Raw genomic sequence first — 20,053 nt, 5'->3', positions numbered from 1 at the left:
AAGCTACGCTTTTCTCTCAAGCCTATGAAAAATGCCACAAAATAATGAGGAAAGCAGAATGACGATGATTAAGGGGATAACAGGGTCGGCGGTGCTTCTGGCGGCGCTGAGCCTGCCGTTACAGGCCGCAGAGCCGGTTAAGGTGGGTTCCAAAATTGATACCGAGGGCGCGTTGCTCGGTAATATCATTTTGCAGGTACTCGAAAGTCACGGCGTGAAAACGGTCAATAAAGTACAGCTTGGCACCACGCCTGTCGTGCGCGGTGCCATCACTTCCGGCGAGCTGGATATCTACCCGGAATACACCGGCAACGGGGCATTCTTCTTCAAGGATGAAAACGATCCGGCCTGGAAAAATGCCAAAGCCGGGTACGAAAAAGTCAAAAAGCTGGACGCAGAAAAAAATAAGCTGGTCTGGCTAACGCCGGCACCGGCCAACAACACCTGGACCATCGCGGTGCGCAAAGATATCGCCGAGAAAGGCAAGCTCACCTCGCTTGACGATCTCAGCCGCTACCTGAAAGAGAAGGGCGAGTTTAAGCTCGCGGCCTCGGCAGAGTTTATCGAGCGCGCTGATGCCCTGCCAGCGTTTGAAAAAGCCTATGATTTCAAGCTCGATCAGGCACAGCTGCTCTCTCTGGCAGGCGGCGACACGGCAGTGACCATTAAGGCGGCGGCGCAGCAAACCTCCGGCGTCAACGCGGCGATGGCCTACGGCACAGACGGCCCGGTCGCGGCGCTTGGCCTGCAAACCCTGACCGACCCGAAAGGCGTTCAGCCTATTTACGCCCCAACCCCGGTCGTGCGCGAGGCGGTGCTGAAAGCCTACCCGGATATTGCGGAATGGCTCAAACCGGTATTTGAAAAACTGGATGCGAAAACGCTGCAACAGCTGAATGCCAGCATTGCCGTTGAGGGGCTGGATGCCAAAAAAGTGGCTGCCGACTTCCTGAAACAACAAGGGCTTGTGAAGTAACGGGATAAGGCTGTGCCAATAAAATGCCATAACCGCGTCCTGCTGCTGTTGGCCTGTGTGGCCATCGTGGCGGTCGCGTTACCTTTTGTGAATGTCGCGCCAAACCGTCTGGTGTCGGGCGAACCGCGCGCGCTCTGGCAGATCTGGGCATTTACGCCGCTGCTGCTGGGCGCGGCGCTGGCGAGTACTGTTGCTTTAGCCTTCTGGCCGGGGCGAACCGCCCTGTGGCTGACGTTTTTGCTCAGCGAAGCGCTGTTTATCGTACTTTTCTGGAGCGCGGGACAGGCGGCAACGCAGATGGCCGCGGTTGAAAGCCCGCTGGCGCGCACGTCGGTTGGTAGCGGGCTGTGGCTGTGGCTGGCACTTTGTCTGCTGGTCTGTAGCGATGCCATTCGCCGTCTGACGCCGCAACCCGTCTGGCGCTGGCTGCTGAACGCGCAATTCTGGGTTATCCCTCTGCTGATCCTCTTCAGCGGCGATCTGAATCAGCTCTCGCTGTTAAAAGAGTACGTCAACCGCCAGGAGGTATTTGACAACGCGCTGGCGCAACATCTGACGATCCTGTTCGGGACGCTGATCCCGGCGCTGCTGCTGGGCGTGCCGCTGGGCATGTGGTGCTACCGACATACCAGCCGCCAGGGCGCCGTCTTTACCGTGCTCAACGTTATTCAGACCATCCCCTCCGTCACCCTGTTTGGCCTGCTGATTGCCCCCCTCGCCGGTCTGGTGAAATCCTTCCCTGCGTTGGCTGCGGCAGGCATTGCCGGAACCGGGCTGACGCCAGCGCTGATTGCCCTTGTGCTGTATGCGCTGCTGCCGCTGGTGCGCGGCGTGGTGGCGGGGTTAAGCCAGGTTCCGCCCGACGTGCTGGAAAGCGCCCATGCGATGGGGATGAGCGCGCGCCAGTGTTTCTGGAAAATACAGCTGCCGCTTGCGCTTCCGCTGCTGGTTCGCAGCCTGCGGGTGGTGGCAGTGCAAACCGTGGGGATGGCGGTGATTGCCGCGCTGATCGGGGCGGGCGGCTTTGGGGCACTGGTCTTCCAGGGGCTGCTCAGTAGCGCGCTGGATCTGGTGTTGCTGGGCGTCGTGCCCACAATTGCGCTGGCGGTCGTACTGGATGCCCTGTTTGCCCTGTGGCTCGCGCTGCTCAGGAGAAGAGCCAATGATTGAATTTCATGATGTGAGTAAAACCTTTGCGGGCCGTCCGGCGGCAAGCCACCTTAATCTGCATTTTGCCGAGGGGGCGTTCTCGGTATTGATCGGGACATCGGGGTCGGGAAAATCGACGACGCTGAAGATGATCAATCGGCTGGTGGAACACGACAGCGGGACGATTCGCTTTGCCGGAGAGGAGATCCGCAGCCTGCCGGTGCTGGAGCTGCGGCGGCGTATGGGCTACGCCATTCAGTCCATCGGCCTGTTTACCCACTGGACGGTGGCGCAGAACATTGCCACCGTGCCACAGCTGGAAAAATGGTCCCGGGGGAAGATCAATGAGCGTGTCGACGAACTGATGGCGCTGCTGGGCCTGGACGCGTTGCTTCGTAACCGCTATCCGCACCAGCTTTCCGGCGGACAGCAGCAGCGGGTCGGGGTGGCGCGCGCGCTGGCCGCTAACCCGCAGGTACTGCTGATGGATGAGCCCTTCGGCGCACTGGATCCGGTCACCCGCGGCGCACTTCAGGCCGAGATGAGCCGCATCCACCGTATTCTCGGGCGCACCATCGTGCTGGTGACGCATGATATCGACGAAGCACTGCGGCTGGCCGATCGTCTGGTACTGATGGATCACGGCGAAGTCGTCCAGCAGGGTACGCCGCTTGAGCTGTTAACCTCGCCGGCGAATGATTTTGTGCGTGAGTTTTTTGGCCGCAGCGAGCTGGGCGTCAGGCTGCTCTCGCTGCGCACCGTCAGGGACTATCTGCGTCCGCAGGATGCGCAAATCGGTGGTGAACCGCTGCATGACGGGATGAGCCTGCGCGATGCCCTGTCGGCGTTTGTCGCCCGGCAGTGTGAGGTGTTACCCGTTGCGGACGGGCAGGGGACACCATGCGGGACGATCCATTTTCGCGATCTGCTGGCGGGGGAGGTGACGCGTGAAGTGGGTCCGTGATCCATTACTCTGGCTGACAGGGCTGTTTATCGCCTTACTCTACCTGATGCCGCACAGCGCGGCGCTGTTTAATGCGCTTATTCCCGGGCTGCCGCGCCCGGTGTACCAGCAGGAGAGCTTTGTTAATCTCACCCTGGCGCACTTCTGGCTGGTGGCAGTGTCAAGCGTGATTGCCATCGTCCTGGGCACAGGCGCCGGTATTGCGGTGACGCGGCCTGCGGGCAGGGAGTTCCGTCCGCTGGTGGAGACCATCGCCGCAACGGGGCAGACCTTCCCGCCGGTGGCCGTGCTGGCGATTGCCGTGCCGGCGATCGGTTTTGGGCAGGAGCCTGCCATCATTGCGCTGATTTTGTACGGCGTGTTGCCCATTCTGCAAGGGACGCTGGCAGGGATTGCGGCGGTGCCTGCATCGGTGCTGAGCGTAGCGGAAGGAATGGGGATGAGCGCCTGGCAGCGGCTGGTGAAGGTCGAACTGCCGCTGGCCGCACCGGTGATCATCGCTGGCGTGCGAACGTCCGTGATAATCAACATTGGTACGGCAACCATCGCCTCGACGGTCGGAGCCAATACGCTGGGAACGCCGATCATTATCGGGTTAAGCGGGTTTAATACGGCTTACATTATTCAGGGGGCGATTCTGGTTGCGCTGGCGGCAATTGTGGTGGATCGCCTGTTTGAACGCCTGGCCGGATACCTCAGCCAACACCGCCGCGAACAATAAATGAATAACCTGCAAGCATAACGCCACCGATACCGCTGACAGCCATCAGTGCAAAAAGGGTAATTACGGCCAGTTTCGTTGCCTTCATCATGTGCTCCTGTTGTTAACGGAACAATTATACGGTGAAGCGCAGCTGTTAATGAACCATTAAATGCCGTTACGACGCATTTGGACCCAGTGAGTAAACGGGATAACCATGTTCGCGCCACTCCGTAAGGAGCTGCTGCTGGGAAGCGGAGGGGACTTCGCCGCACCAGACCAGCAGCGTCTGTCCCTCAAACAGTTCCGGCCTGAGCTGGGCCAGGGAGTGGGCAAGCACGTCAACGCGCCAGCCCTGCTGGGTGGCAATCCAGGCTTCGAGCCACAGCCGGGTGGTATCGTGTACGTTCCAGCCGATCACCAGTGCATCTTTGCTGTTTTTATTCCGCGCTGAGGCAAGACAGACGGAAATATAGTTAATCAGCACGCCATCAAGCATGCTGAGCAGCGCCTGTAAGGTGGTTTGCTGACACTGAAGCCGACGCCGTAGGGGAATAAAAAGATGAGTGATCAGGGTTTGCGCCGGGTAGTCTCGACCCTGTTCTTTGATCCAGCCGCGCAGACGCTGCAAATTGCCGGTCTGCAACAGCCTCAGCAGCGTTTCCTGCTGCTCGCGCCAGAGATGTTGCGTATCAGGATCGTCCTGGCTCAGAAGCGATTTTACCTTGCCGACCTGTACGCCGTTGTCGATCCAGCTTTTGATCTCGCGGATCCGGTCAATATCCGCATCGTTAAACAGGCGGTGCCCGCCGTCCGTTCTTTGCGGCTTAAGCAATCCATACCGTCGCTGCCACGCCCGTAGCGTAACGGGATTGATATCACACAGGAGTGCCACTTCACCTATTGTGTAAAGCGCCATTTTCGCCCCCAGGCTTGCGCGTCCCCAGCTTAACTGTAGACCCGCTTTGCGGAACCAGGAAGATTTGATTCTTTTTTGTACAAATTATACGAAAGACAGGTTATCTCCGGCAAAAGGTGTGATGACGGACACGATTTATCGCTTTTTTGGCACGTTTCAAAGAAAGTTAACCGCTATCAGTGTATGTTACGCGTTTTTAGAATGTGCGGTTTGTGAGTATGTACGAGTTTAATCTGGTGCTGCTGTTGCTTCAGCAGATGTGCGTGTTTCTTGTCATCGCCTGGTTGATGAGCAAAACGCGTCTGTTCATTCCGCTGATGCAGGTCACCGTCCGTCTGCCGCACAAATTCCTCTGCTACGTCGTATTTTCCATATTCTGCATTATGGGGACCTGGTTTGGTCTCCATATCGAAGATTCCATCGCCAATACGCGCGCCATCGGCGCGGTAATGGGCGGGCTGCTCGGAGGCCCGGTTGTCGGCGGTCTGGTGGGGTTAACCGGCGGCCTGCACCGCTATTCGATGGGCGGTATGACGGCGCTGAGCTGCATGATCTCCACCATCGTCGAAGGGCTGCTCGGTGGTCTCGTCCACAGCTATATGATTAAGCGTGGTCGCCCGGATAAAGTGTTCAGTCCCTTTACCGCAGGGGCGATCACCTTCGTGGCGGAAATGGCGCAGATGGCGATCATCCTGCTGATCGCGCGCCCGTTTGACGATGCGTTACATCTGGTCAGCAGCATTGCCGCACCGATGATGGTCACCAATACCGTAGGTGCCGCGCTGTTTATGCGCATTCTGCTCGACAAACGCGCCATGTTCGAAAAATACACCTCGGCATTTTCTGCCACCGCCTTAAAAGTTGCGGCGTCGACGGAAGGGATCCTGAGGCAGGGATTCAACGAGGAGAACAGCATGAAGGTGGCGCAGGTGCTGTATAAAGAGCTGGATATCGGGGCCGTGGCGATTACCGATCGCGAAAAGCTGCTGGCGTTTACCGGCACCGGCGACGACCACCATCTGCCGGGCAAACCGATCTCATCGGCCTATACCCTGCGCGCTATTGAAACGGGTGAAGTGGTGTATGCCGACGGAAATGAAGTGCCGTACCGCTGTTCCCTGCATCCGCAGTGCAAACTCGGCTCTACGTTGGTCATTCCCCTGCGGGGCGAAAACCAGCGCGTTATGGGCACCATTAAGCTTTACGAAGCCAAAAACCGCCTGTTCAGCTCCATTAACCGCACGCTGGGGGAGGGGATCGCCCAGCTGCTTTCGGCGCAAATCCTGGCGGGGCAGTATGAACGGCAAAAAGCGCTGCTGACGCAGTCAGAAATTAAGCTCCTGCACGCTCAGGTGAATCCGCATTTCCTGTTTAACGCGCTTAACACGCTGAAGGCAGTGATCCGCCGCGACAGCGATCAGGCCGCGCAGCTGGTGCAATTTCTGTCGACCTTTTTCCGCAAAAATTTGAAGCTTCCCTCGGAGATCGTCACCCTCGCGGACGAGATTGAGCATGTAAACGCCTATCTGCAAATTGAAAAAGCGCGCTTCCAGTCACGTTTACAGGTGTCGTTATCCGTCCCGGATGAGCTGGCGTATCAGCATCTTCCGGCCTTTACCCTGCAACCGATTGTAGAGAACGCCATTAAGCATGGGACCTCGCAGCTGCTGGGTACCGGAGAAATCATGATTTCCGCGTCCCGTTTTAACCACCATCTGGTGCTGGATATTGAAGACAACGCGGGGCTGTATGAAGCTTCCGCGTCAGGCGGTCTGGGCATGAGCCTGGTGGATAAACGCCTGCGCGCGCATTTTGGTGACGACTGCGGTATCACCGTCGCCTGTGAGCCAGACCGCTATACCCGAATTACCTTACGATTGCCGCTGGAGGAGAACGCATGTTAAGAGTGCTGATTGTTGATGATGAGCCGTTAGCACGGGAAAACCTGCGTGTCCTGTTGCAGGAGCAGAGTGATATCGAGGTTGTGGGGGAATGTGCCAATGCCATTGAAGGCATCGGTGCGGTGCATAAACTGCGCCCTGACGTGTTGTTCCTCGATATTCAGATGCCGCGCATCAGCGGGCTGGAGATGGTCGGCATGCTCGACCCGGAGCACCGTCCCTATATCGTCTTTCTGACGGCCTTTGATGAGTACGCGGTAAAGGCGTTTGAAGAGCACGCGTTTGATTATCTGCTGAAACCGATTGAAGAGAAACGGCTTGAAAAGACCCTGACCCGTCTGCGCCAGGAGCGTACCGCGCAGGACGTGACGCTGCTGCCGGAGCATCAGCAGCCCCTGAAGTTTATCCCCTGTACCGGGCACAGCCGGATTTACCTTCTGCAAATGGACGACGTTGCTTTTGTCAGCAGCCGTCTGAGCGGGGTATACGTCACCAGCGCCGAAGGCAACGAAGGCTTTACCGAGCTGACCCTGCGCACGCTGGAGAGCCGCACGCCGCTGATCCGCTGCCATCGTCAGTATCTGGTGAATATGGCGCACCTGAAGGAGATCCGCCTGGAAGATAACGGCCAGGCCGAGCTGGTGTTACGTGCCGGGCAAACCGTTCCCGTCAGTCGTCGCTACCTGAAAAGTTTGAAAGAGGCGATAGGGCTGTAAAACTGGTACACTGCGCGCCATTGCATCATCGACATTCGAAGGCTCTATGCTAAGTAACGATATTCTTCGTAGCCTGCGCTACACCCTGAAAGCGAACAATAATGACATGGTGCGCATTCTTGCGCTCTCCGACATGGAATCCACGTCCGCCGGGTTCGACACCTGGATGACTAAAGAAGATGAAGAGGGTTTTGTTCGCTGCCCGGACATCATTCTGTCGGGCTTTCTGAACGGCCTGATCTACGACAAGCGCGGCAAAGATGAATCTGCTCCTGAGCTGGCGCTGGAGCGTCGGGTGAATAACAACACGGTGCTGAAAAAGCTGCGTATTGCTTTCTCCCTGAAAACTGACGACATTCTGGCGATCATGACCGAGCAGAAATTTCGCGTGTCGATGCCGGAAATCACCGCCATGATGCGCGCGCCGGATCATAAGAATTACCGCGAGTGTGGGGATCAATTTCTGCGTTATTTCCTGCGTGGGTTGACGCAGCGGGTGCATAACCAGAAGGGGTGATTTTTAGCCGGACGGCGGCTTCGCCTGACCCGGCCTACAAAACCCGTCGGCCCGTGCAAGCGTAGCGCCGCCAGGCAAAAAAAAGCCGGATTCTCATCCGGCTTTTTTATTACTTCACCTGCTGACCCGGCTTCGCACCTTCGTCAGGGCTTAACAGGAAGATGTCTTTTCCGCCCGGGCCAGCGGCCATCACCATCCCTTCGGAGATGCCGAAGCGCATTTTACGCGGCGCCAGGTTTGCCACCATCACGGTCTGACGACCGATCAGCACCTGCGGTTCAGGGTACGCGGAACGAATGCCGGAGAAGACGTTACGTTTCTCGCCGCCCAGATCCAGCGTCAGACGCAGCAGTTTGTCAGAGCCTTCCACGAACTCCGCGTTTTCGATCAGCGCCACGCGCAGGTCGACTTTAGCGAAATCATCAAAGGTGATGGTCTCCTGAATCGGATCGTCCGCCAGCGGGCCGGTCACCGGTACGGCAGCCGCTTTCACCTCTTCTTTGGATGCTTCCACCAGGGCTTCAACCTGCTTCATCTCGATGCGGTTGTACAGCGCTTTAAAGGTGTTCACCTTGTGGCCGAGCAGCGGCTGCTGGATGGCATCCCAGGTCAGTTCGGTGTTCAGGAATGCTTCCGCGCGGGCTGCCAGCTGCGGCAGAACCGGCTTCAGCCAGGTCATCAGCACGCGGAACATGTTCAGACCCATGGTGCAGATCGCCTGCAAGTCGGCGTCGCGACCTTCCTGTTTCGCCACCACCCACGGCGCCTGCTCGTCCACATAGCGGTTGGCCACGTCTGCCAGCGCCATGATTTCGCGAATGGCTTTACCGAATTCACGGCTTTCCCAGGCTTCGCCAACCGCAGCGGCGGCGTCGGTGAAGGTTTTATACAGCTCAGGATCGGCCAGTTCGGCAGAAAGCACGCCGTCAAAGCGTTTGGCGATAAAACCTGCGTTACGTGACGCCAGGTTCACCACCTTGTTGACGATGTCCGCGTTCACGCGCTGCACGAAATCTTCCAGGTTCAGGTCGATATCGTCGATGCGGGAAGAGAGCTTCGCGGTGTAGTAGTAGCGCAGGCTGTCCGCGTCGAAGTGGTTCAGCCAGGTGCTGGCCTTAATAAACGTCCCGCGAGATTTAGACATCTTCGCGCCGTTCACCGTTACGTAGCCATGTACGAACAGGTTGGTCGGCTTGCGGAAGTTGCTGCCTTCCAGCATTGCTGGCCAGAACAGGCTGTGGAAGTAAACGATGTCTTTACCGATGAAGTGATACAGCTCGGCATCGGAATCTTTCTTCCAGTATTCGTCGAAGCTTACGGTGTCGCCGCGCTTGTCACACAGATTCTTGAAGGAGCCCATGTAGCCAATCGGCGCATCCAGCCAGACGTAGAAATATTTGCCCGGCGCGTTCGGGATTTCGAAGCCAAAGTATGGCGCATCGCGGGAGATATCCCATTGTTGCAGACCGGATTCGAACCACTCCTGCATTTTGTTCGCGACCTGCTCCTGCAATGCACCGCTGCGGGTCCATGCCTTCAGCATTTCGCTGAACGACGGCAGGTCGAAGAAGAAGTGCTCGGAGTCACGCATCACCGGCGTCGCGCCGGAAACCACGGATTTCGGTTCGATAAGCTCGGTGGGGCTGTAGGTCGCGCCGCACACTTCGCAGTTATCGCCGTACTGGTCCGGGGATTTACATTTCGGACAGGTGCCTTTAACGAAACGGTCCGGCAGGAACATGCCTTTTTCCGGATCGTACAGCTGAGAAATGGTGCGGTTTTTAATGAAACCGTTCTCTTTCAGACGGGTGTAGATCAGCTCCGACAGCTCGCGGTTTTCGTCGCTGTGTGTGGAGTGATAGTTGTCATAGCTGATGTCAAAGCCAGCAAAATCGGTCTGATGCTCCTGACTCATTTCGGCGATCATCTGTTCCGGGAAAATGCCCAGCTGCTGCGCTTTCAGCATGATCGGCGTGCCGTGGGCATCGTCCGCACAGATAAAGTTCACCTCGTGGCCGCGCATTCGCTGGTAACGGACCCAGACATCAGCCTGGATATGCTCCAGCATGTGGCCGAGGTGGATTGAGCCGTTGGCGTACGGCAGGGCGCACGTTACCAGAATTTTTTTCGCGACTTGAGTCATAGTAGGCATTACTTCTTTTAACTGTGAAAAGGGTTTTCGATATTACCAAAAGGGGCATTATTAAGTAAGCACAAACCGCGGCCTTTCAGGTAAACTTGTTTGTCTAAGGTCTTATTCACAAGAACAAAGGAGTCGGGATGAGTTCTCAATCCCAGGCCAAATCACCGGAAGCCTTACGAGCAATGGTCGCCGGGACGCTGGCTAATTTTCAGCATCCAACCCTGAAGCACAATCTCACGACGCTGAAAGCGCTTCATCACGTCGCATGGCTGGACGATACGCTTCACATCGAGCTACAGATGCCGTTCGTCTGGACCAGCGCCTTTGATGCCCTGAAAGAGCAAACCAGCTCTGAGCTGCTGCGCATTACTGGCGCAAAAGCAATTGACTGGAAGCTAAGCCACAGCATCGCCACGCTCAAGCGCGTGAAAAATCAGCCGGGCGTTAACGGCGTGAAGAACATCATCGCCGTCAGCTCTGGCAAGGGCGGGGTGGGTAAATCATCTACCGCCGTGAATCTGGCGCTTGCACTGGCGGCAGAAGGGGCGAAGGTCGGCATTCTGGATGCGGATATCTATGGCCCGTCCATTCCAAACATGCTGGGAGCGGAAAACCAGCGTCCAACTTCGCCGGACGGCACCCACATGGCGCCAATCGTGGCGCACGGTCTGGCGACCAACTCCATTGGATATCTGGTTACTGACGATAACGCGATGGTCTGGCGTGGCCCGATGGCCAGCAAGGCGCTGCTGCAAATGTTGCAGGAGACAATGTGGCCTGACCTCGATTATCTGGTGCTGGACATGCCGCCGGGCACCGGTGATATCCAGCTGACGCTGGCGCAGAACATTCCGGTTACCGGCGCCGTCGTAGTCACCACGCCGCAGGATATCGCGCTGATCGACGCCAAAAAAGGCATTGTCATGTTCGAGAAGGTAGAGGTGCCGGTACTGGGTATCGTCGAGAACATGAGCATGCATATTTGCAGCAACTGCGGGCACCATGAGCCCATCTTTGGTACCGGCGGTGCGGAGAAGCTGGCTGCGCAGTATCACACCCAGCTGCTGGGGCAGATGGCGCTGCATATTTCCTTGCGTGAAGACCTGGACAGCGGGAAACCAACGGTGGTCAGCCGCCCGGACAGCGAATTTGCCCAGATGTATCGCCAGCTTGCAGGGCGCGTTGCGGCGCAGCTCTACTGGCAGGGGGAAGTGATCCCGGGTGAAATCGCCTTCCGCGCGGTGTAACGCCTCTGCGCGTTAGTGCCGGGTGACGGCTTTGCCTTACCCGGCCTACCTCGATTTTGTAGGTCAGGTAAGCATAGCGCCACCTGACTTTACCCAAGCCGATAGTGCATCAAATAATACTCCCCGTCCGGAGAATCTCCCGTCGCTTCAATGTGCCAGCCGTGGCGATGGTAAAACGCAATAGCCCGTTCATTCTTCACCAGACACTTCAGCGCGCCTGTACTGGTAAATGTCTTCTGTACCTGTTCCAGTAACAAATGACCCACTCCCAGACGCTGATACTGCGGATCGACAAACAGGTTGTGCAGAAAATTATCGTTCGTCCAGACTGAGGCAAAGCCAAGTCGGTGCCCATCCTGCTCCGCCACCCAAATCTCTTCGTCCAGGGTTGCCGCGTCAAAATCTTCAAACTGCCACGCAGAACTGTCCAGCCACGGCCAGGCTTCACGCCGGGCGTGGAGGAACAGCGTGCGCAGGAAAGGGCGATCGCTCTCCTGCCACGGACGGATTAGGATCGTATCAGCGGTGATAGAAAATATCTCCGTTATAGGCTTTGTAGATTTTGCCATCGGCATCGCCAATCAGAACATAATTCTCGCCCATGTAGGTCCAGTGTGTGCCGGCATCGGGCGCAGGAAGGTTACGTAGCTGGTACTGTTTGATGGTGTACTCGGGCGTCTGATACTGCGCGGGCGCGGTGTCGCCAATTTTGAACTTCGTAAAATCGGCAATAAACTCTTGTTCTTCGTAGGCCTTGATGCCGGAAGGCGCTGTCGACGCTTGCGGTGCAGCGTGCGCGGCCCCCGCCAGTGACACTAATACACCCAGAAGCAACAATTTACGCTTAGCCATTTTTTCTCCAGTCATATCGTTACTGATACTTTTTGTGTGCAGATCCGCAAACGGATGGCAGACAGTTCATTTTAAGTATCCTCACAGGGTGAGTTTGCAAAAAATGTAACAAAAGCGCACGGTTTTGTGTAGTCGCAACCGTCATTAATTATTTCTTCGATGAATAAATATTGGCTTACGCAGATAACATAATTATGGGTTTATTAATTAATTCTGAAAAAACTTTTTCAAAGCAAATTTACAAAGATCCAGGCATGCATTAAACGAATAGAACATTTAAGATTGCCCGAAACCCTCTTTCCTAATCCGTAAGTCAGACGATGCATGGCTGTAAAAGCCAGGCCGCAGGAATGCTGTGGTTTTTTAAATATTACTGCCATCACTGTTAATTAATTTAGCGGTAAGGGGTTGTTTTAGAATGGAAAGAATCATTTCGGTACGTATTCGATAATCAATACTATAAAAAGAAATTTTTACTCAATGAAAAACACAACAGTCTTTTCGATATTGTTTTTAATTATTACGCCATTATCTGGCTGCGTATTTTCACCGGGTCAGCATCTGGATCTTGCTGGAAAACAGGTGATGGCCACAGAAAATGCAAACGATCGTCTGGAGAAGCGGATTGATGTTTATCCTCTTACGCCTTCGTTAATTGAAAAATTGCGACCATCGGCCCTGAAATCTCAGGCAAATCCTAAGCTGGATGAACAGGTCAAAAACTGGGAATACCGTATCGGCGTTGGGGATATTTTGACCGTCACCGTCTGGGATCACCCTGAACTGACAACCCCGGCAGGGCAGTATCGCAGCGCCAGTGACACCGGTAACTGGGTTAATGCCGACGGTACGCTTTTCTATCCTTATGTCGGTAAATTGCAGGTGGCAGGCAAAACGGTCGCACGGGTACGCGAGGAGATCACGGCCCGGCTGAACAATGTCATTGAAAGTCCGCAGGTGGACGTCAGCGTCGCCTCTTTCCGCTCGCAAAAAGCCTATGTGACGGGCGAGGTGGTGAAGTCGGGGCAGCAGGCTATCACCAATATCCCGTTAACGGTAATGGATGCCGTGAACGCCGCAGGGGGGCTCTCTGCCGACGCGGACTGGCGCAATGTCGTGCTGACGCATAATGGGAAGGATATGCGCCTCTCGCTATATGCGCTGATGCAGCATGGCGATCTCACCCAAAATAAGCTGCTCTATCCCGGCGATATTCTGTTTGTCCCCCGTAACGATGCGCTGAAAGTGTTCGTCATGGGCGAGGTCGTTAAACAGAGCACGCTGAAAATGGATCGCAGCGGCATGACCCTGGCCGAAGCGCTGGGCAATGCGGGTGGGCTGAACCAGAATATGGCCGATGCCACCGGAATTTTTGTCATTCGTTCGCTGCCGAAAAGCGAGCGTTCAGAGAAAATTGCCAACATCTACCAGCTCAATGCTCAGGACGCATCAGCCATGGTGTTAGGCACCGAGTTTCAGCTTGAGCCTTATGACATTGTCTATGTCACCACTGCACCACTGTCCCGCTGGAATCGCGTGATATCACAGCTTGTTCCGACCATCAGCGGGGTGCATGACCTTACCGAAACGGTTCGTTACATCAGATCGTGGCCGCAATAATGTTCAAATCAATACTCGTGGTTTGCACCGGAAATATCTGCCGTTCTCCGATTGGGGAGCGGCTTTTACGCCAGCACCTGCCCGACAGACATATCGCCTCGGCGGGGATATACGGGCTTGAGGGGTGCCCGGCGGATGACAGCGCCCAGGACGTGGCCTGGCGGCATGGGATCTCCCTCGACGGTCATGTGGCGCGCCGGCTGACACGCAATCTGATGCAGGGAGCCGATCTTATCCTGGTGATGGAGCCGGAACATCTTCGCTTCATTGCGGCCATGGCGCCGGAGAGCAGGGGAAAGTCGCTGCTTTTTGGGCAATGGCTGGAGCCGCAGGATATCCCCGATCCCTACCGTAAAAGCCGGGAAGCGTTTGAATATGTGTTCGGGCTATTGGGTAAAGCCAGCCAGGAATGGGCACGTCGTTTAGGTCAGAAAGGAATGAAGCATTAATGTCGTCTTACACAACAGACAATTATGGTGCAGCGGCACCCCAACAACATGAAGTCGATCTCGTTCGTTTGCTCGTCGAGATGATCGACCACCGCACGATGATTCTGTGCGTGACATTCCTGTTCACCCTATGCGCCGGTCTCTATGCCTGGGTTACACCCCCTGTTTATCAGGCGGATGCCATGGTGCAAATAGAAAGCAAACAGGATAACAGTCTGCTTAAAGGGTTGAGTCAGCTGGGCACCGATGTTTCGCCGGATGTTGCCCCTGAAATTTTACTGCTGAAATCACGCATGATCCTCGGCGAGACCGTCGACAAATTAGGTCTGACGCAGCAGGCAAAGCAGCGCGTTTTGCCTGTGGTGGGGCGTCTCTGGCAGCGTCTGCAAGGGCGCGGGCAGGGTAAGATCACGTTAGGCGAACTCCAGATCCCGCAGGTGGAAGGCAAGGCGCAAGCGCTCACGCTGACCGTACAGGAAGCGGGAAAATATCACCTGACGGGCGAAAACATTGAGGCAGACGGTCGGGTTGGGAAAACGCTGGTCACGCAAGGGATCGTTCTGCTGGTGACGTCGATTGAGGCGACGCCAGGCACGCAATTTTCGCTTAAATCGTTGACGCGGCTGGAGACGATCAGCGCCCTGAAGAAGAGCCTCACGGTTGCGGAGTCGGAGAAACAGAGTGGTATCGTGACCTTAACCCTGACGGGTGAAGATCCTGACAACATCGCCCGGGTGCTGAATGCGATTGCTGACAATTATCTTCAGCAAAATATCGCGCGCCAGGAGGCTCAGGATTCTCGTAGTCTGGATTTTTTACAGGAGCAGTTGCCGAAAATCAGAGCGGATCTGGATCAGGCTGAAGCACGGCTGAATGCTTATCGGGCGCAGCGTGACTCGGTGGATCTGTCTTTAGAGGCAAAATCCGTACTGGATCAGGTAGTTAACGTTGAGAACCAGCTAAATGAGCTGACGTTCCGGGAGGCAGAGATCTCCCAGCTCTTTAAAAAGAGTCACCCTACCTATCGTGCATTGCATGAAAAGAGACAGACCCTTGAGCGGGAACGGGATCGCCTGAATAACCGTGTGTCAGCTATGCCCTCCACGCAGCAGGAGATTTTACGCCTGAGCCGCGATGTTGAGTCGGGCCGCACCATTTATTTACAGCTATTGACGCGTCAGCAGGAGCTAAATATTTCCCGCTCCAGCGCTGTAGGGAACGTGAGGATCATTGATGAGGCGGTTACGCACCCGGATCCGATAAAGCCGCGAAAAGCGTTAATCATCATTCTTGGCGCGCTGTTCGGGCTAATGCTCGCAATGGGGACCGTGCTGGTACGTCAGGCGTTCAAACGTGGGATCACGCTTTCCGAGCAGCTGGAAGCGCAGGGGCTGCCGGTTCTGGCTACGTTGCCACGTTCCCAGTGGCTGTGGAGTAAAACGCATTTGCGCAGAAAAAATCCGTTCTCTCGTCGCTGGAAACACAAAACCTCGGATGTGCCTTTCCTGCCCGTCGATCGCCCTGCTGATATGTTTGTTGAAGCGGTACGCGGGCTGCGAACCAGTCTGTATTTCGCCATGATGGAGGCTGAGAACCGCATTGTGATGATTTCTGGCCCCACTCAGGACTGCGGAAAAACGCTGGTGGCGACGAATCTGGCGGCCGTCGCCGGGCAGAGCGGTCAGCGGGTGCTGTTTATTGATGCGGATATGCGCCAGGGCTATGTTCATAATATTTTTGGCCTGGAGAACCGCTACGGATTGTCCTGCCTGCTCGAAGGGAAATGCGACTTTACGGAGGTCATTCAGCATGCTGAAAAAGCGGGAATTGACGTCATCACCTGCGGCCCGGAACCCCTGCGTCCGTTAGAATTGCTGTTAAGCGAACGCTTCCTTGACATCATGTCCTGGGTTAACGAGCAATATGACATTGTCATCATCGATACACCGCCAGTCCTGGCCGTCACCGATGCCTCGCTGGTCGCCAGAGCAGCCGGAACAACGCTAATGGTTGCCCGTTTCGATAAAACCAGCGTGAAAGAGATGGAGAATACCGTTAAACGTCTCCAGCATGTTGGTGTGAAGGTCAGCGGCACAATCCTCAACGATATTGTTCAATCCGCAGCGCTGTTTTACAGCTCGGGGTACAGCCAGTGTGATTACGGTTATGCTTCGAGGAAAAAAGGAGACAGGCGTTAGAGCGGGAAAAACAATCCCTCTCCCGGGTGGGAGAGGGATAAGCATTACTTCGCCATCACTTCCTGCGCGGTACGCTCAACCAGAGACAGCAGGACTTTAACATCCTCCAGCGTCACGGTTGGGTTCAGCAGAGTCAGCTTCAGGCAGGTGATACCGTTATGCTCGGTCACACCGACGTTTGCACGGCCAGACTCCAGCAGCGCATCGCCAATTTTCTGGTTCAGCAGGGCAATACCGGCGTCATCCATTTGCGCCTGCGGACGGAAGCGGAACAGCACGCTTGCCAGCTGGGGTTGCATCACCAGTTCCAGAGCAGACTGCTCTTTCACGTAAGCCGCAACCTGCTGTGCCAGCGTCACGCCGTGATCGATGATTGCCGCGTATTGCTCCTGACCCAGCGCTTCCAGGCTCATCCACAGTTTCAGCGCGTCGAAACGGCGCGTGGTTTGCAGAGATTTGGAGACCAGGTTAGGTACACCCGCTTCTTCATCGAACTCAGAGTTCAGATAGGCCGCCTGATAGCGCATTAGCTCATAGTGACGCGCTTCTTTCAGCAGGAACGCACCGCAGCTGATGGTCTGGAAGAACTGCTTGTGGAAGTCCAGGGTGACGGAATCCACCAGCTCGATACCGTCCAGGTAGTGACGATACTGCTCAGACATCAGCAGCGCGCCGCCCCAGGCCGCATCAACGTGCACCCAGATATTGTGTTTCGCAGCCAGCTCAGCAATAGCACGCAGCGGATCGATAGCACCCGCATCGGTCGTACCGGCCGTGGCCACAATCGCCAGGATCTGCTCGCCGTTCGCGTTGCACTGTTCGATTTTCGCCGCCAGATCGGTGAGATCCATGCGGGAAAATTCGTCCGTTTTCACCTGCACCACGGACTGGTAGCCCAGACCCATCAGCGCCATGTTTTTCTGCACGGAGAAGTGTGCGTTTTCCGAGCACAGCACGCGGATCTTACGCAGATCGCCTGTCAGACCGTCCTGCTGAACCGAGTGGCCCTGACGCGCAAAGAACGCGTCACGCGCCAGCATCAGCCCCATGAGGTTACTCTGGGTACCGCCGCTGGTGAAGACGCCTGCGTCGCCAGCCTGATAACCCACGCGGGTACGCAGCCACTCGATCAGTTTGATCTCGATGATGGTTGCGGACGGGCTTTGATCCCAGGAGTCCATACTCTGGTTGGTGGCGTTAATCAGTACTTCCGCCGCCTGGCTAACCACCAGGCTTGGGCAGTGCAGGTGCGCCACACACTGCGGGTGATGAACGGACAAGCTGTCTTTCAGGAAGAACTCCACGGCGCGTTCAATCGCCGCTTCGTTACCCAGCCCTTTCGGGTTGAAATCCAGCTTAATACGGTCGCGCAGCTCCGCGACCGTTTTGCCCTGGTACATCTCAGGCTGTTTCAGCCACTGCATCACAGCCTGAGTGCTTTGTTCAATCGCCTGCTGGTAAGCTTCAATGCTCTGCGCAGAGGAGAACAAAATTGGGTTTGAATCAGACATCGTAATCAATAACTCCGGTTACGCCGGGCTAACGCCCGCAGCAAGCAGTGCCTGCTCGAATTTATCCAGGAAGACTTTCAGCTCGTCATCGCTGATCAGCAGAGAAGGCAGCAGACGCAGAACGATACCGTTACGGCCGCCACGCTCCAGAATCAAGCCTGCTTCGAAGCACTTCTTCTGAATCAGTGCAGACAGCTCGCCGTCGCCCGGGAAGCAACCCATGTGGTCAGCGGCTTCGTGCGGCTTAACGATCTCAATACCGATCATCATGCCCAGGCCGCGAACGTGACCGATAACCGGATAGCGTTTCGCCATCTCTTTCAGCTGGCCTTTCAGCCATTCGCCCTGTGCGGCCACTTTGCCCGCGATATTCTGGTCTTTCAGGATCTTCAGCGTCGTCAGACCGGTTGCCATCGCCAGCTGGTTGCCGCGGAAGGTACCGGTATGGTGGCCTGGCGCCCATGCATCGAACTGCTTTTTGATACCGAGCACGGCCAGCGGCAGACCGCCACCGACTGCTTTAGACATCACGATGATGTCTGGCTCGATACCTGCGTGTTCGAAGGCAAAGAATTTACCGGTACGGGCAAAGCCAGCCTGGACTTCGTCGAGGATCAGCAGGATACCGTGTTCCTGAGTGACTTTACGGATGCGCTGCAACCACTCAACAGGCGCCGGGTTCACGCCGCCTTCACCCTGAACGGCTTCGAGGATCACCGCGGCAGGTTTACGCACGCCGCTTTCAACGTCGTTAATCAGATTTTCGAAGTAGTAGGTCAGCGCCTTCACGCCCGCTTCACCACCGATACCCAGTGGGCAACGGTACTCGTGTGGGTAAGGCATGAACTGGACTTCTGGCATCATACCGTCAACCGCTTCTTTAGGAGACAGGTTGCCGGTGACGGACAGTGCGCCGTGGGTCATACCGTGGTAACCACCAGAGAAACTGATGATACCGCTACGACCGGTCACTTTTTTCGCCAGCTTCAGCGCCGCTTCAACGGCGTCAGCCCCGGACGGGCCAGTAAATTGCAGGCAGTACTCTTTGCCCTGACCAGGCAACAGAGAGAGAAGGTATTCTGAAAACGCGTCTTTCAGCGGCGTGGTCAGATCCAGGGTATGTAACGGCAAGCCGCTGGTAATGACATTTTGGATGCTTTTCAGCACATCAGGATGATTGTGTCCAAGCGCGAGGGTGCCTGCGCCTGCTAAACAGTCAAGGTATTCTTTATTATCTGCATCGGTGATCCACACGCCTTCTGCTTTTGTGATCGCTAAAGGCAGTTTGCGCGGATAACTCCTGACGTTAGATTCAAATTCGGCCTGACGGGCCAGATAGGTTTCGTTGCTTTTGTGGGCATCTACGGTGTCAATACGGACTTTATCCGTCATCATATCACTCCTACAACCGCCGCTTCGTTATGAGCCACGATTGAATAAAAAGTTAAAAAACAGATGGGGCCTGAAAAAAACGCCGCCAATATAGAGCCTTTTGTCACCGGGCTCAATGGTTAATTTGTTTACTGTTTTGTGACACAGGGCACAGGGCAGGGAAGAACGCCGTTTGTATGGGGAAGATTGCACTTTATGCTAAATAAAAACAGCAGCTTACGTATGATTTGTCAGCATTGTAAAATCAGACAAAAGAGTGTGACAAATCGTGCGATTGGCAGGCGAAAAGGAGGCAGAGAGCCTCCTTACGCTGTTTATTTCTGACTAACGCGTAAAATGCCGTGTTCGCGTCCCTTCGTTTTATTCCATGACGCGTCCGTAATACCGTTTTCATCCAGGCTTATCGATATCACAAAACCGTTACCATGGATCTCATAGAAATTCGCATTCAGACGTTTAACGCTGGCTTTTTTGCCGTTCACGGTAGCGCTAAAAAAGCCGTTAGAAAGCGTGGCGTTAACCGTATCCGACGAGAACGAGGCTTCACGCAGGGGATCGTGAACGGATGCCGTTGGTTCGTGTTGTGCCGTGTTTTCCGCTTTGGTTTTGCTGACATCGCAAGAGCCATTGCCAGCGCTAATTTGCGTGCATCCCGAACGTTCTAATTGAGCGCGATAATGGGCGTTTATGGCGTGCGCAGGCGAGACACAACCTGCAAGCACGGTACCACTTATGACTAACATCATTAATTTTTTCATTTTATTGCCTTAAAAACGACACAAATACCAGGAGACATACA

General features: G+C 55.5%; 19 protein-coding genes. 11 read left to right on the top strand and 8 right to left on the bottom strand.

The window, feature by feature from the left end; translation table 11 throughout:
- Positions 1 to 58: 58 nt before the first annotated feature.
- The 4 genes from osmF to ACOTYB_RS03160 are packed head-to-tail and all read left to right on the top strand — an operon-like array spanning position 59 to position 3,810.
- Positions 59 to 976 (top strand): glycine betaine ABC transporter substrate-binding protein OsmF, encoded by a 918-nt coding sequence (gene osmF, locus ACOTYB_RS03175; protein ID WP_003859284.1) that lies wholly within the window; start codon positions 59 to 61, stop codon positions 974 to 976.
- A gap of 12 nt (positions 977 to 988) precedes the next feature.
- The gene (locus ACOTYB_RS03170) at positions 989 to 2,146 is read left to right on the top strand and encodes an ABC transporter permease (protein ID WP_409248735.1); all 1,158 of its coding nucleotides are present in this window, start codon (positions 989 to 991) and stop codon (positions 2,144 to 2,146) included.
- Positions 2,139 to 3,089: an ABC transporter ATP-binding protein gene (locus ACOTYB_RS03165; protein WP_421765745.1), complete on the top strand. Its 951-nt coding sequence runs from the start codon at positions 2,139 to 2,141 to the stop codon at positions 3,087 to 3,089. Before ACOTYB_RS03170 ends, ACOTYB_RS03165 begins: the two co-directional genes overlap by 8 nt.
- Positions 3,073 to 3,810: an ABC transporter permease gene (locus tag ACOTYB_RS03160; RefSeq protein WP_003859277.1), complete on the top strand. Its 738-nt coding sequence runs from the start codon at positions 3,073 to 3,075 to the stop codon at positions 3,808 to 3,810. Before ACOTYB_RS03165 ends, ACOTYB_RS03160 begins: the two co-directional genes overlap by 17 nt.
- Here the strand turns inward: ACOTYB_RS03160 and ACOTYB_RS03155 are convergent.
- Both ACOTYB_RS03155 and mlrA read right to left on the bottom strand, forming a co-directional pair.
- The gene (locus tag ACOTYB_RS03155) at positions 3,785 to 3,898 is read right to left on the bottom strand and encodes a protein YohO (RefSeq protein ID WP_022648678.1); all 114 of its coding nucleotides are present in this window, start codon (positions 3,896 to 3,898) and stop codon (positions 3,785 to 3,787) included. The two genes, ACOTYB_RS03160 and ACOTYB_RS03155, sit on opposite strands and share 26 nt — an antisense overlap.
- A gap of 69 nt (positions 3,899 to 3,967) precedes the next feature.
- Entirely contained in the window at positions 3,968 to 4,708 is a 741-nt protein-coding gene (mlrA, locus tag ACOTYB_RS03150) for an HTH-type transcriptional regulator MlrA (RefSeq protein ID WP_045350289.1), read from the bottom strand.
- 218 nt (positions 4,709 to 4,926) lie between these two features.
- On the opposite strand from mlrA, the gene ACOTYB_RS03145 reads away from it, so the two are divergent.
- The 3 genes from ACOTYB_RS03145 to ACOTYB_RS03135 are packed head-to-tail and all read left to right on the top strand — an operon-like array spanning position 4,927 to position 7,842.
- Complete coding sequence (locus ACOTYB_RS03145; RefSeq protein WP_409248736.1) at positions 4,927 to 6,612, top strand: LytS/YhcK type 5TM receptor domain-containing protein; 1,686 nt, start codon at positions 4,927 to 4,929, stop codon at positions 6,610 to 6,612.
- The gene (btsR, locus tag ACOTYB_RS03140) at positions 6,606 to 7,325 is read left to right on the top strand and encodes a two-component system response regulator BtsR (RefSeq protein ID WP_022648676.1); all 720 of its coding nucleotides are present in this window, start codon (positions 6,606 to 6,608) and stop codon (positions 7,323 to 7,325) included. The genes ACOTYB_RS03145 and btsR overlap by 7 nt, the downstream gene beginning before the upstream one ends.
- 46 nt (positions 7,326 to 7,371) lie before the next feature.
- Positions 7,372 to 7,842 carry a DUF1456 family protein gene (locus ACOTYB_RS03135; protein WP_015572337.1) on the top strand — a complete coding sequence of 157 codons (471 nt, stop codon included), beginning with the start codon at positions 7,372 to 7,374 and terminating at the stop codon, positions 7,840 to 7,842.
- 109 nt (positions 7,843 to 7,951) lie between these two features.
- Here the strand turns inward: ACOTYB_RS03135 and metG are convergent, their stop codons facing one another.
- The gene (metG, locus tag ACOTYB_RS03130; protein ID WP_421765744.1) at positions 7,952 to 9,985 is read right to left on the bottom strand and encodes a methionine--tRNA ligase; all 2,034 of its coding nucleotides are present in this window, start codon (positions 9,983 to 9,985) and stop codon (positions 7,952 to 7,954) included.
- A gap of 137 nt (positions 9,986 to 10,122) precedes the next feature.
- On the opposite strand from metG, the gene apbC reads away from it, so the two are divergent.
- On the top strand, positions 10,123 to 11,232 hold the full coding sequence (gene apbC, locus ACOTYB_RS03125) for an iron-sulfur cluster carrier protein ApbC (RefSeq protein WP_409248738.1): 1,110 nt from the start codon (positions 10,123 to 10,125) through the stop codon (positions 11,230 to 11,232).
- A gap of 89 nt (positions 11,233 to 11,321) precedes the next feature.
- On the opposite strand, the gene ACOTYB_RS03120 is transcribed toward apbC, so the two are convergent.
- Together ACOTYB_RS03120 and ACOTYB_RS03115 are read right to left on the bottom strand one after the other, a co-directional pair.
- The gene (locus tag ACOTYB_RS03120; RefSeq protein WP_421765743.1) at positions 11,322 to 11,801 is read right to left on the bottom strand and encodes a GNAT family N-acetyltransferase; all 480 of its coding nucleotides are present in this window, start codon (positions 11,799 to 11,801) and stop codon (positions 11,322 to 11,324) included.
- On the bottom strand, positions 11,752 to 12,084 hold the full coding sequence (locus ACOTYB_RS03115) for an RcnB family protein (protein WP_003859260.1): 333 nt from the start codon (positions 12,082 to 12,084) through the stop codon (positions 11,752 to 11,754). Before ACOTYB_RS03115 ends, ACOTYB_RS03120 begins: the two co-directional genes overlap by 50 nt.
- 480 nt (positions 12,085 to 12,564) lie before the next feature.
- Here ACOTYB_RS03115 and ACOTYB_RS03110 point away from each other — a divergent pair, with 480 nt between their 5' ends.
- From ACOTYB_RS03110 to ACOTYB_RS03100, 3 genes are read left to right on the top strand one after another with little or no spacing between them, the layout of a single operon-like run.
- The gene (locus ACOTYB_RS03110) at positions 12,565 to 13,704 is read left to right on the top strand and encodes a polysaccharide export protein (RefSeq protein ID WP_045331179.1); all 1,140 of its coding nucleotides are present in this window, start codon (positions 12,565 to 12,567) and stop codon (positions 13,702 to 13,704) included.
- A complete protein-coding gene (locus tag ACOTYB_RS03105) occupies positions 13,704 to 14,153 on the top strand; it encodes a phosphotyrosine protein phosphatase (RefSeq protein WP_023314531.1) in 450 nt (149 codons plus the stop codon). Before ACOTYB_RS03110 ends, ACOTYB_RS03105 begins: the two co-directional genes overlap by 1 nt.
- On the top strand, positions 14,153 to 16,351 hold the full coding sequence (locus ACOTYB_RS03100; RefSeq protein ID WP_409248739.1) for a polysaccharide biosynthesis tyrosine autokinase: 2,199 nt from the start codon (positions 14,153 to 14,155) through the stop codon (positions 16,349 to 16,351). The genes ACOTYB_RS03105 and ACOTYB_RS03100 overlap by 1 nt, the downstream gene beginning before the upstream one ends.
- A 44-nt stretch (positions 16,352 to 16,395) precedes the next feature.
- Here ACOTYB_RS03100 and ACOTYB_RS03095 read toward each other — a convergent pair whose 3' ends face one another.
- The 3 genes from ACOTYB_RS03095 to ACOTYB_RS03085 form a co-directional block, all read right to left on the bottom strand.
- Positions 16,396 to 17,862, bottom strand: coding sequence for a pyridoxal phosphate-dependent decarboxylase family protein (locus ACOTYB_RS03095; RefSeq protein ID WP_023314529.1), 1,467 nt, complete (start codon positions 17,860 to 17,862; stop codon positions 16,396 to 16,398).
- Between the two features lie 18 nt (positions 17,863 to 17,880).
- A complete protein-coding gene (locus ACOTYB_RS03090) occupies positions 17,881 to 19,257 on the bottom strand; it encodes a diaminobutyrate--2-oxoglutarate transaminase (RefSeq protein WP_015572345.1) in 1,377 nt (458 codons plus the stop codon).
- A gap of 311 nt (positions 19,258 to 19,568) precedes the next feature.
- Positions 19,569 to 20,012: a hypothetical protein gene (locus ACOTYB_RS03085; protein ID WP_104469175.1), complete on the bottom strand. Its 444-nt coding sequence runs from the start codon at positions 20,010 to 20,012 to the stop codon at positions 19,569 to 19,571.
- Positions 20,013 to 20,053 lie beyond the last annotated feature (41 nt).

Source organism: Enterobacter cloacae complex sp. IR5450 (assembly GCF_049238665.1).
GTDB classification, from domain to species: Bacteria; Pseudomonadota; Gammaproteobacteria; order Enterobacterales; family Enterobacteriaceae; genus Enterobacter; species Enterobacter hormaechei_C.
Note: the sequence above shows the minus strand (reverse complement) of the source record. Positions and strands in the feature narration are given on the sequence as shown.

Bases quoted from the DNA above. Each gene is read 5' to 3' on its own strand.
- osmF (WP_003859284.1), top strand. From the start codon at position 59: ATGACGATGATTAAGGGGATAACAGGGTCGGCGGTGCTTCTGGCGGCG.
- ACOTYB_RS03165 (WP_421765745.1), top strand. From the start codon at position 2,139: ATGATTGAATTTCATGATGTGAGTAAAACCTTTGCGGGCCGTCCGGCG.
- ACOTYB_RS03110 (WP_045331179.1), top strand. From the start codon at position 12,565: ATGAAAAACACAACAGTCTTTTCGATATTGTTTTTAATTATTACGCCA.
- ACOTYB_RS03090 (WP_015572345.1), bottom strand. From the start codon at position 19,257: ATGATGACGGATAAAGTCCGTATTGACACCGTAGATGCCCACAAAAGC.
- ACOTYB_RS03100 (WP_409248739.1), top strand. From the start codon at position 14,153: ATGTCGTCTTACACAACAGACAATTATGGTGCAGCGGCACCCCAACAA.
- metG (WP_421765744.1), bottom strand. From the start codon at position 9,985: ATGACTCAAGTCGCGAAAAAAATTCTGGTAACGTGCGCCCTGCCGTAC.
- ACOTYB_RS03135 (WP_015572337.1), top strand. From the start codon at position 7,372: ATGCTAAGTAACGATATTCTTCGTAGCCTGCGCTACACCCTGAAAGCG.
- ACOTYB_RS03115 (WP_003859260.1), bottom strand. From the start codon at position 12,084: ATGGCTAAGCGTAAATTGTTGCTTCTGGGTGTATTAGTGTCACTGGCG.
- ACOTYB_RS03095 (WP_023314529.1), bottom strand. From the start codon at position 17,862: ATGTCTGATTCAAACCCAATTTTGTTCTCCTCTGCGCAGAGCATTGAA.
- ACOTYB_RS03155 (WP_022648678.1), bottom strand. From the start codon at position 3,898: ATGAAGGCAACGAAACTGGCCGTAATTACCCTTTTTGCACTGATGGCT.
- ACOTYB_RS03145 (WP_409248736.1), top strand. From the start codon at position 4,927: ATGTACGAGTTTAATCTGGTGCTGCTGTTGCTTCAGCAGATGTGCGTG.
- ACOTYB_RS03105 (WP_023314531.1), top strand. From the start codon at position 13,704: ATGTTCAAATCAATACTCGTGGTTTGCACCGGAAATATCTGCCGTTCT.
- ACOTYB_RS03085 (WP_104469175.1), bottom strand. From the start codon at position 20,012: ATGAAAAAATTAATGATGTTAGTCATAAGTGGTACCGTGCTTGCAGGT.
- ACOTYB_RS03120 (WP_421765743.1), bottom strand. From the start codon at position 11,801: ATGGCAAAATCTACAAAGCCTATAACGGAGATATTTTCTATCACCGCT.
- apbC (WP_409248738.1), top strand. From the start codon at position 10,123: ATGAGTTCTCAATCCCAGGCCAAATCACCGGAAGCCTTACGAGCAATG.
- mlrA (WP_045350289.1), bottom strand. From the start codon at position 4,708: ATGGCGCTTTACACAATAGGTGAAGTGGCACTCCTGTGTGATATCAAT.
- btsR (WP_022648676.1), top strand. From the start codon at position 6,606: ATGTTAAGAGTGCTGATTGTTGATGATGAGCCGTTAGCACGGGAAAAC.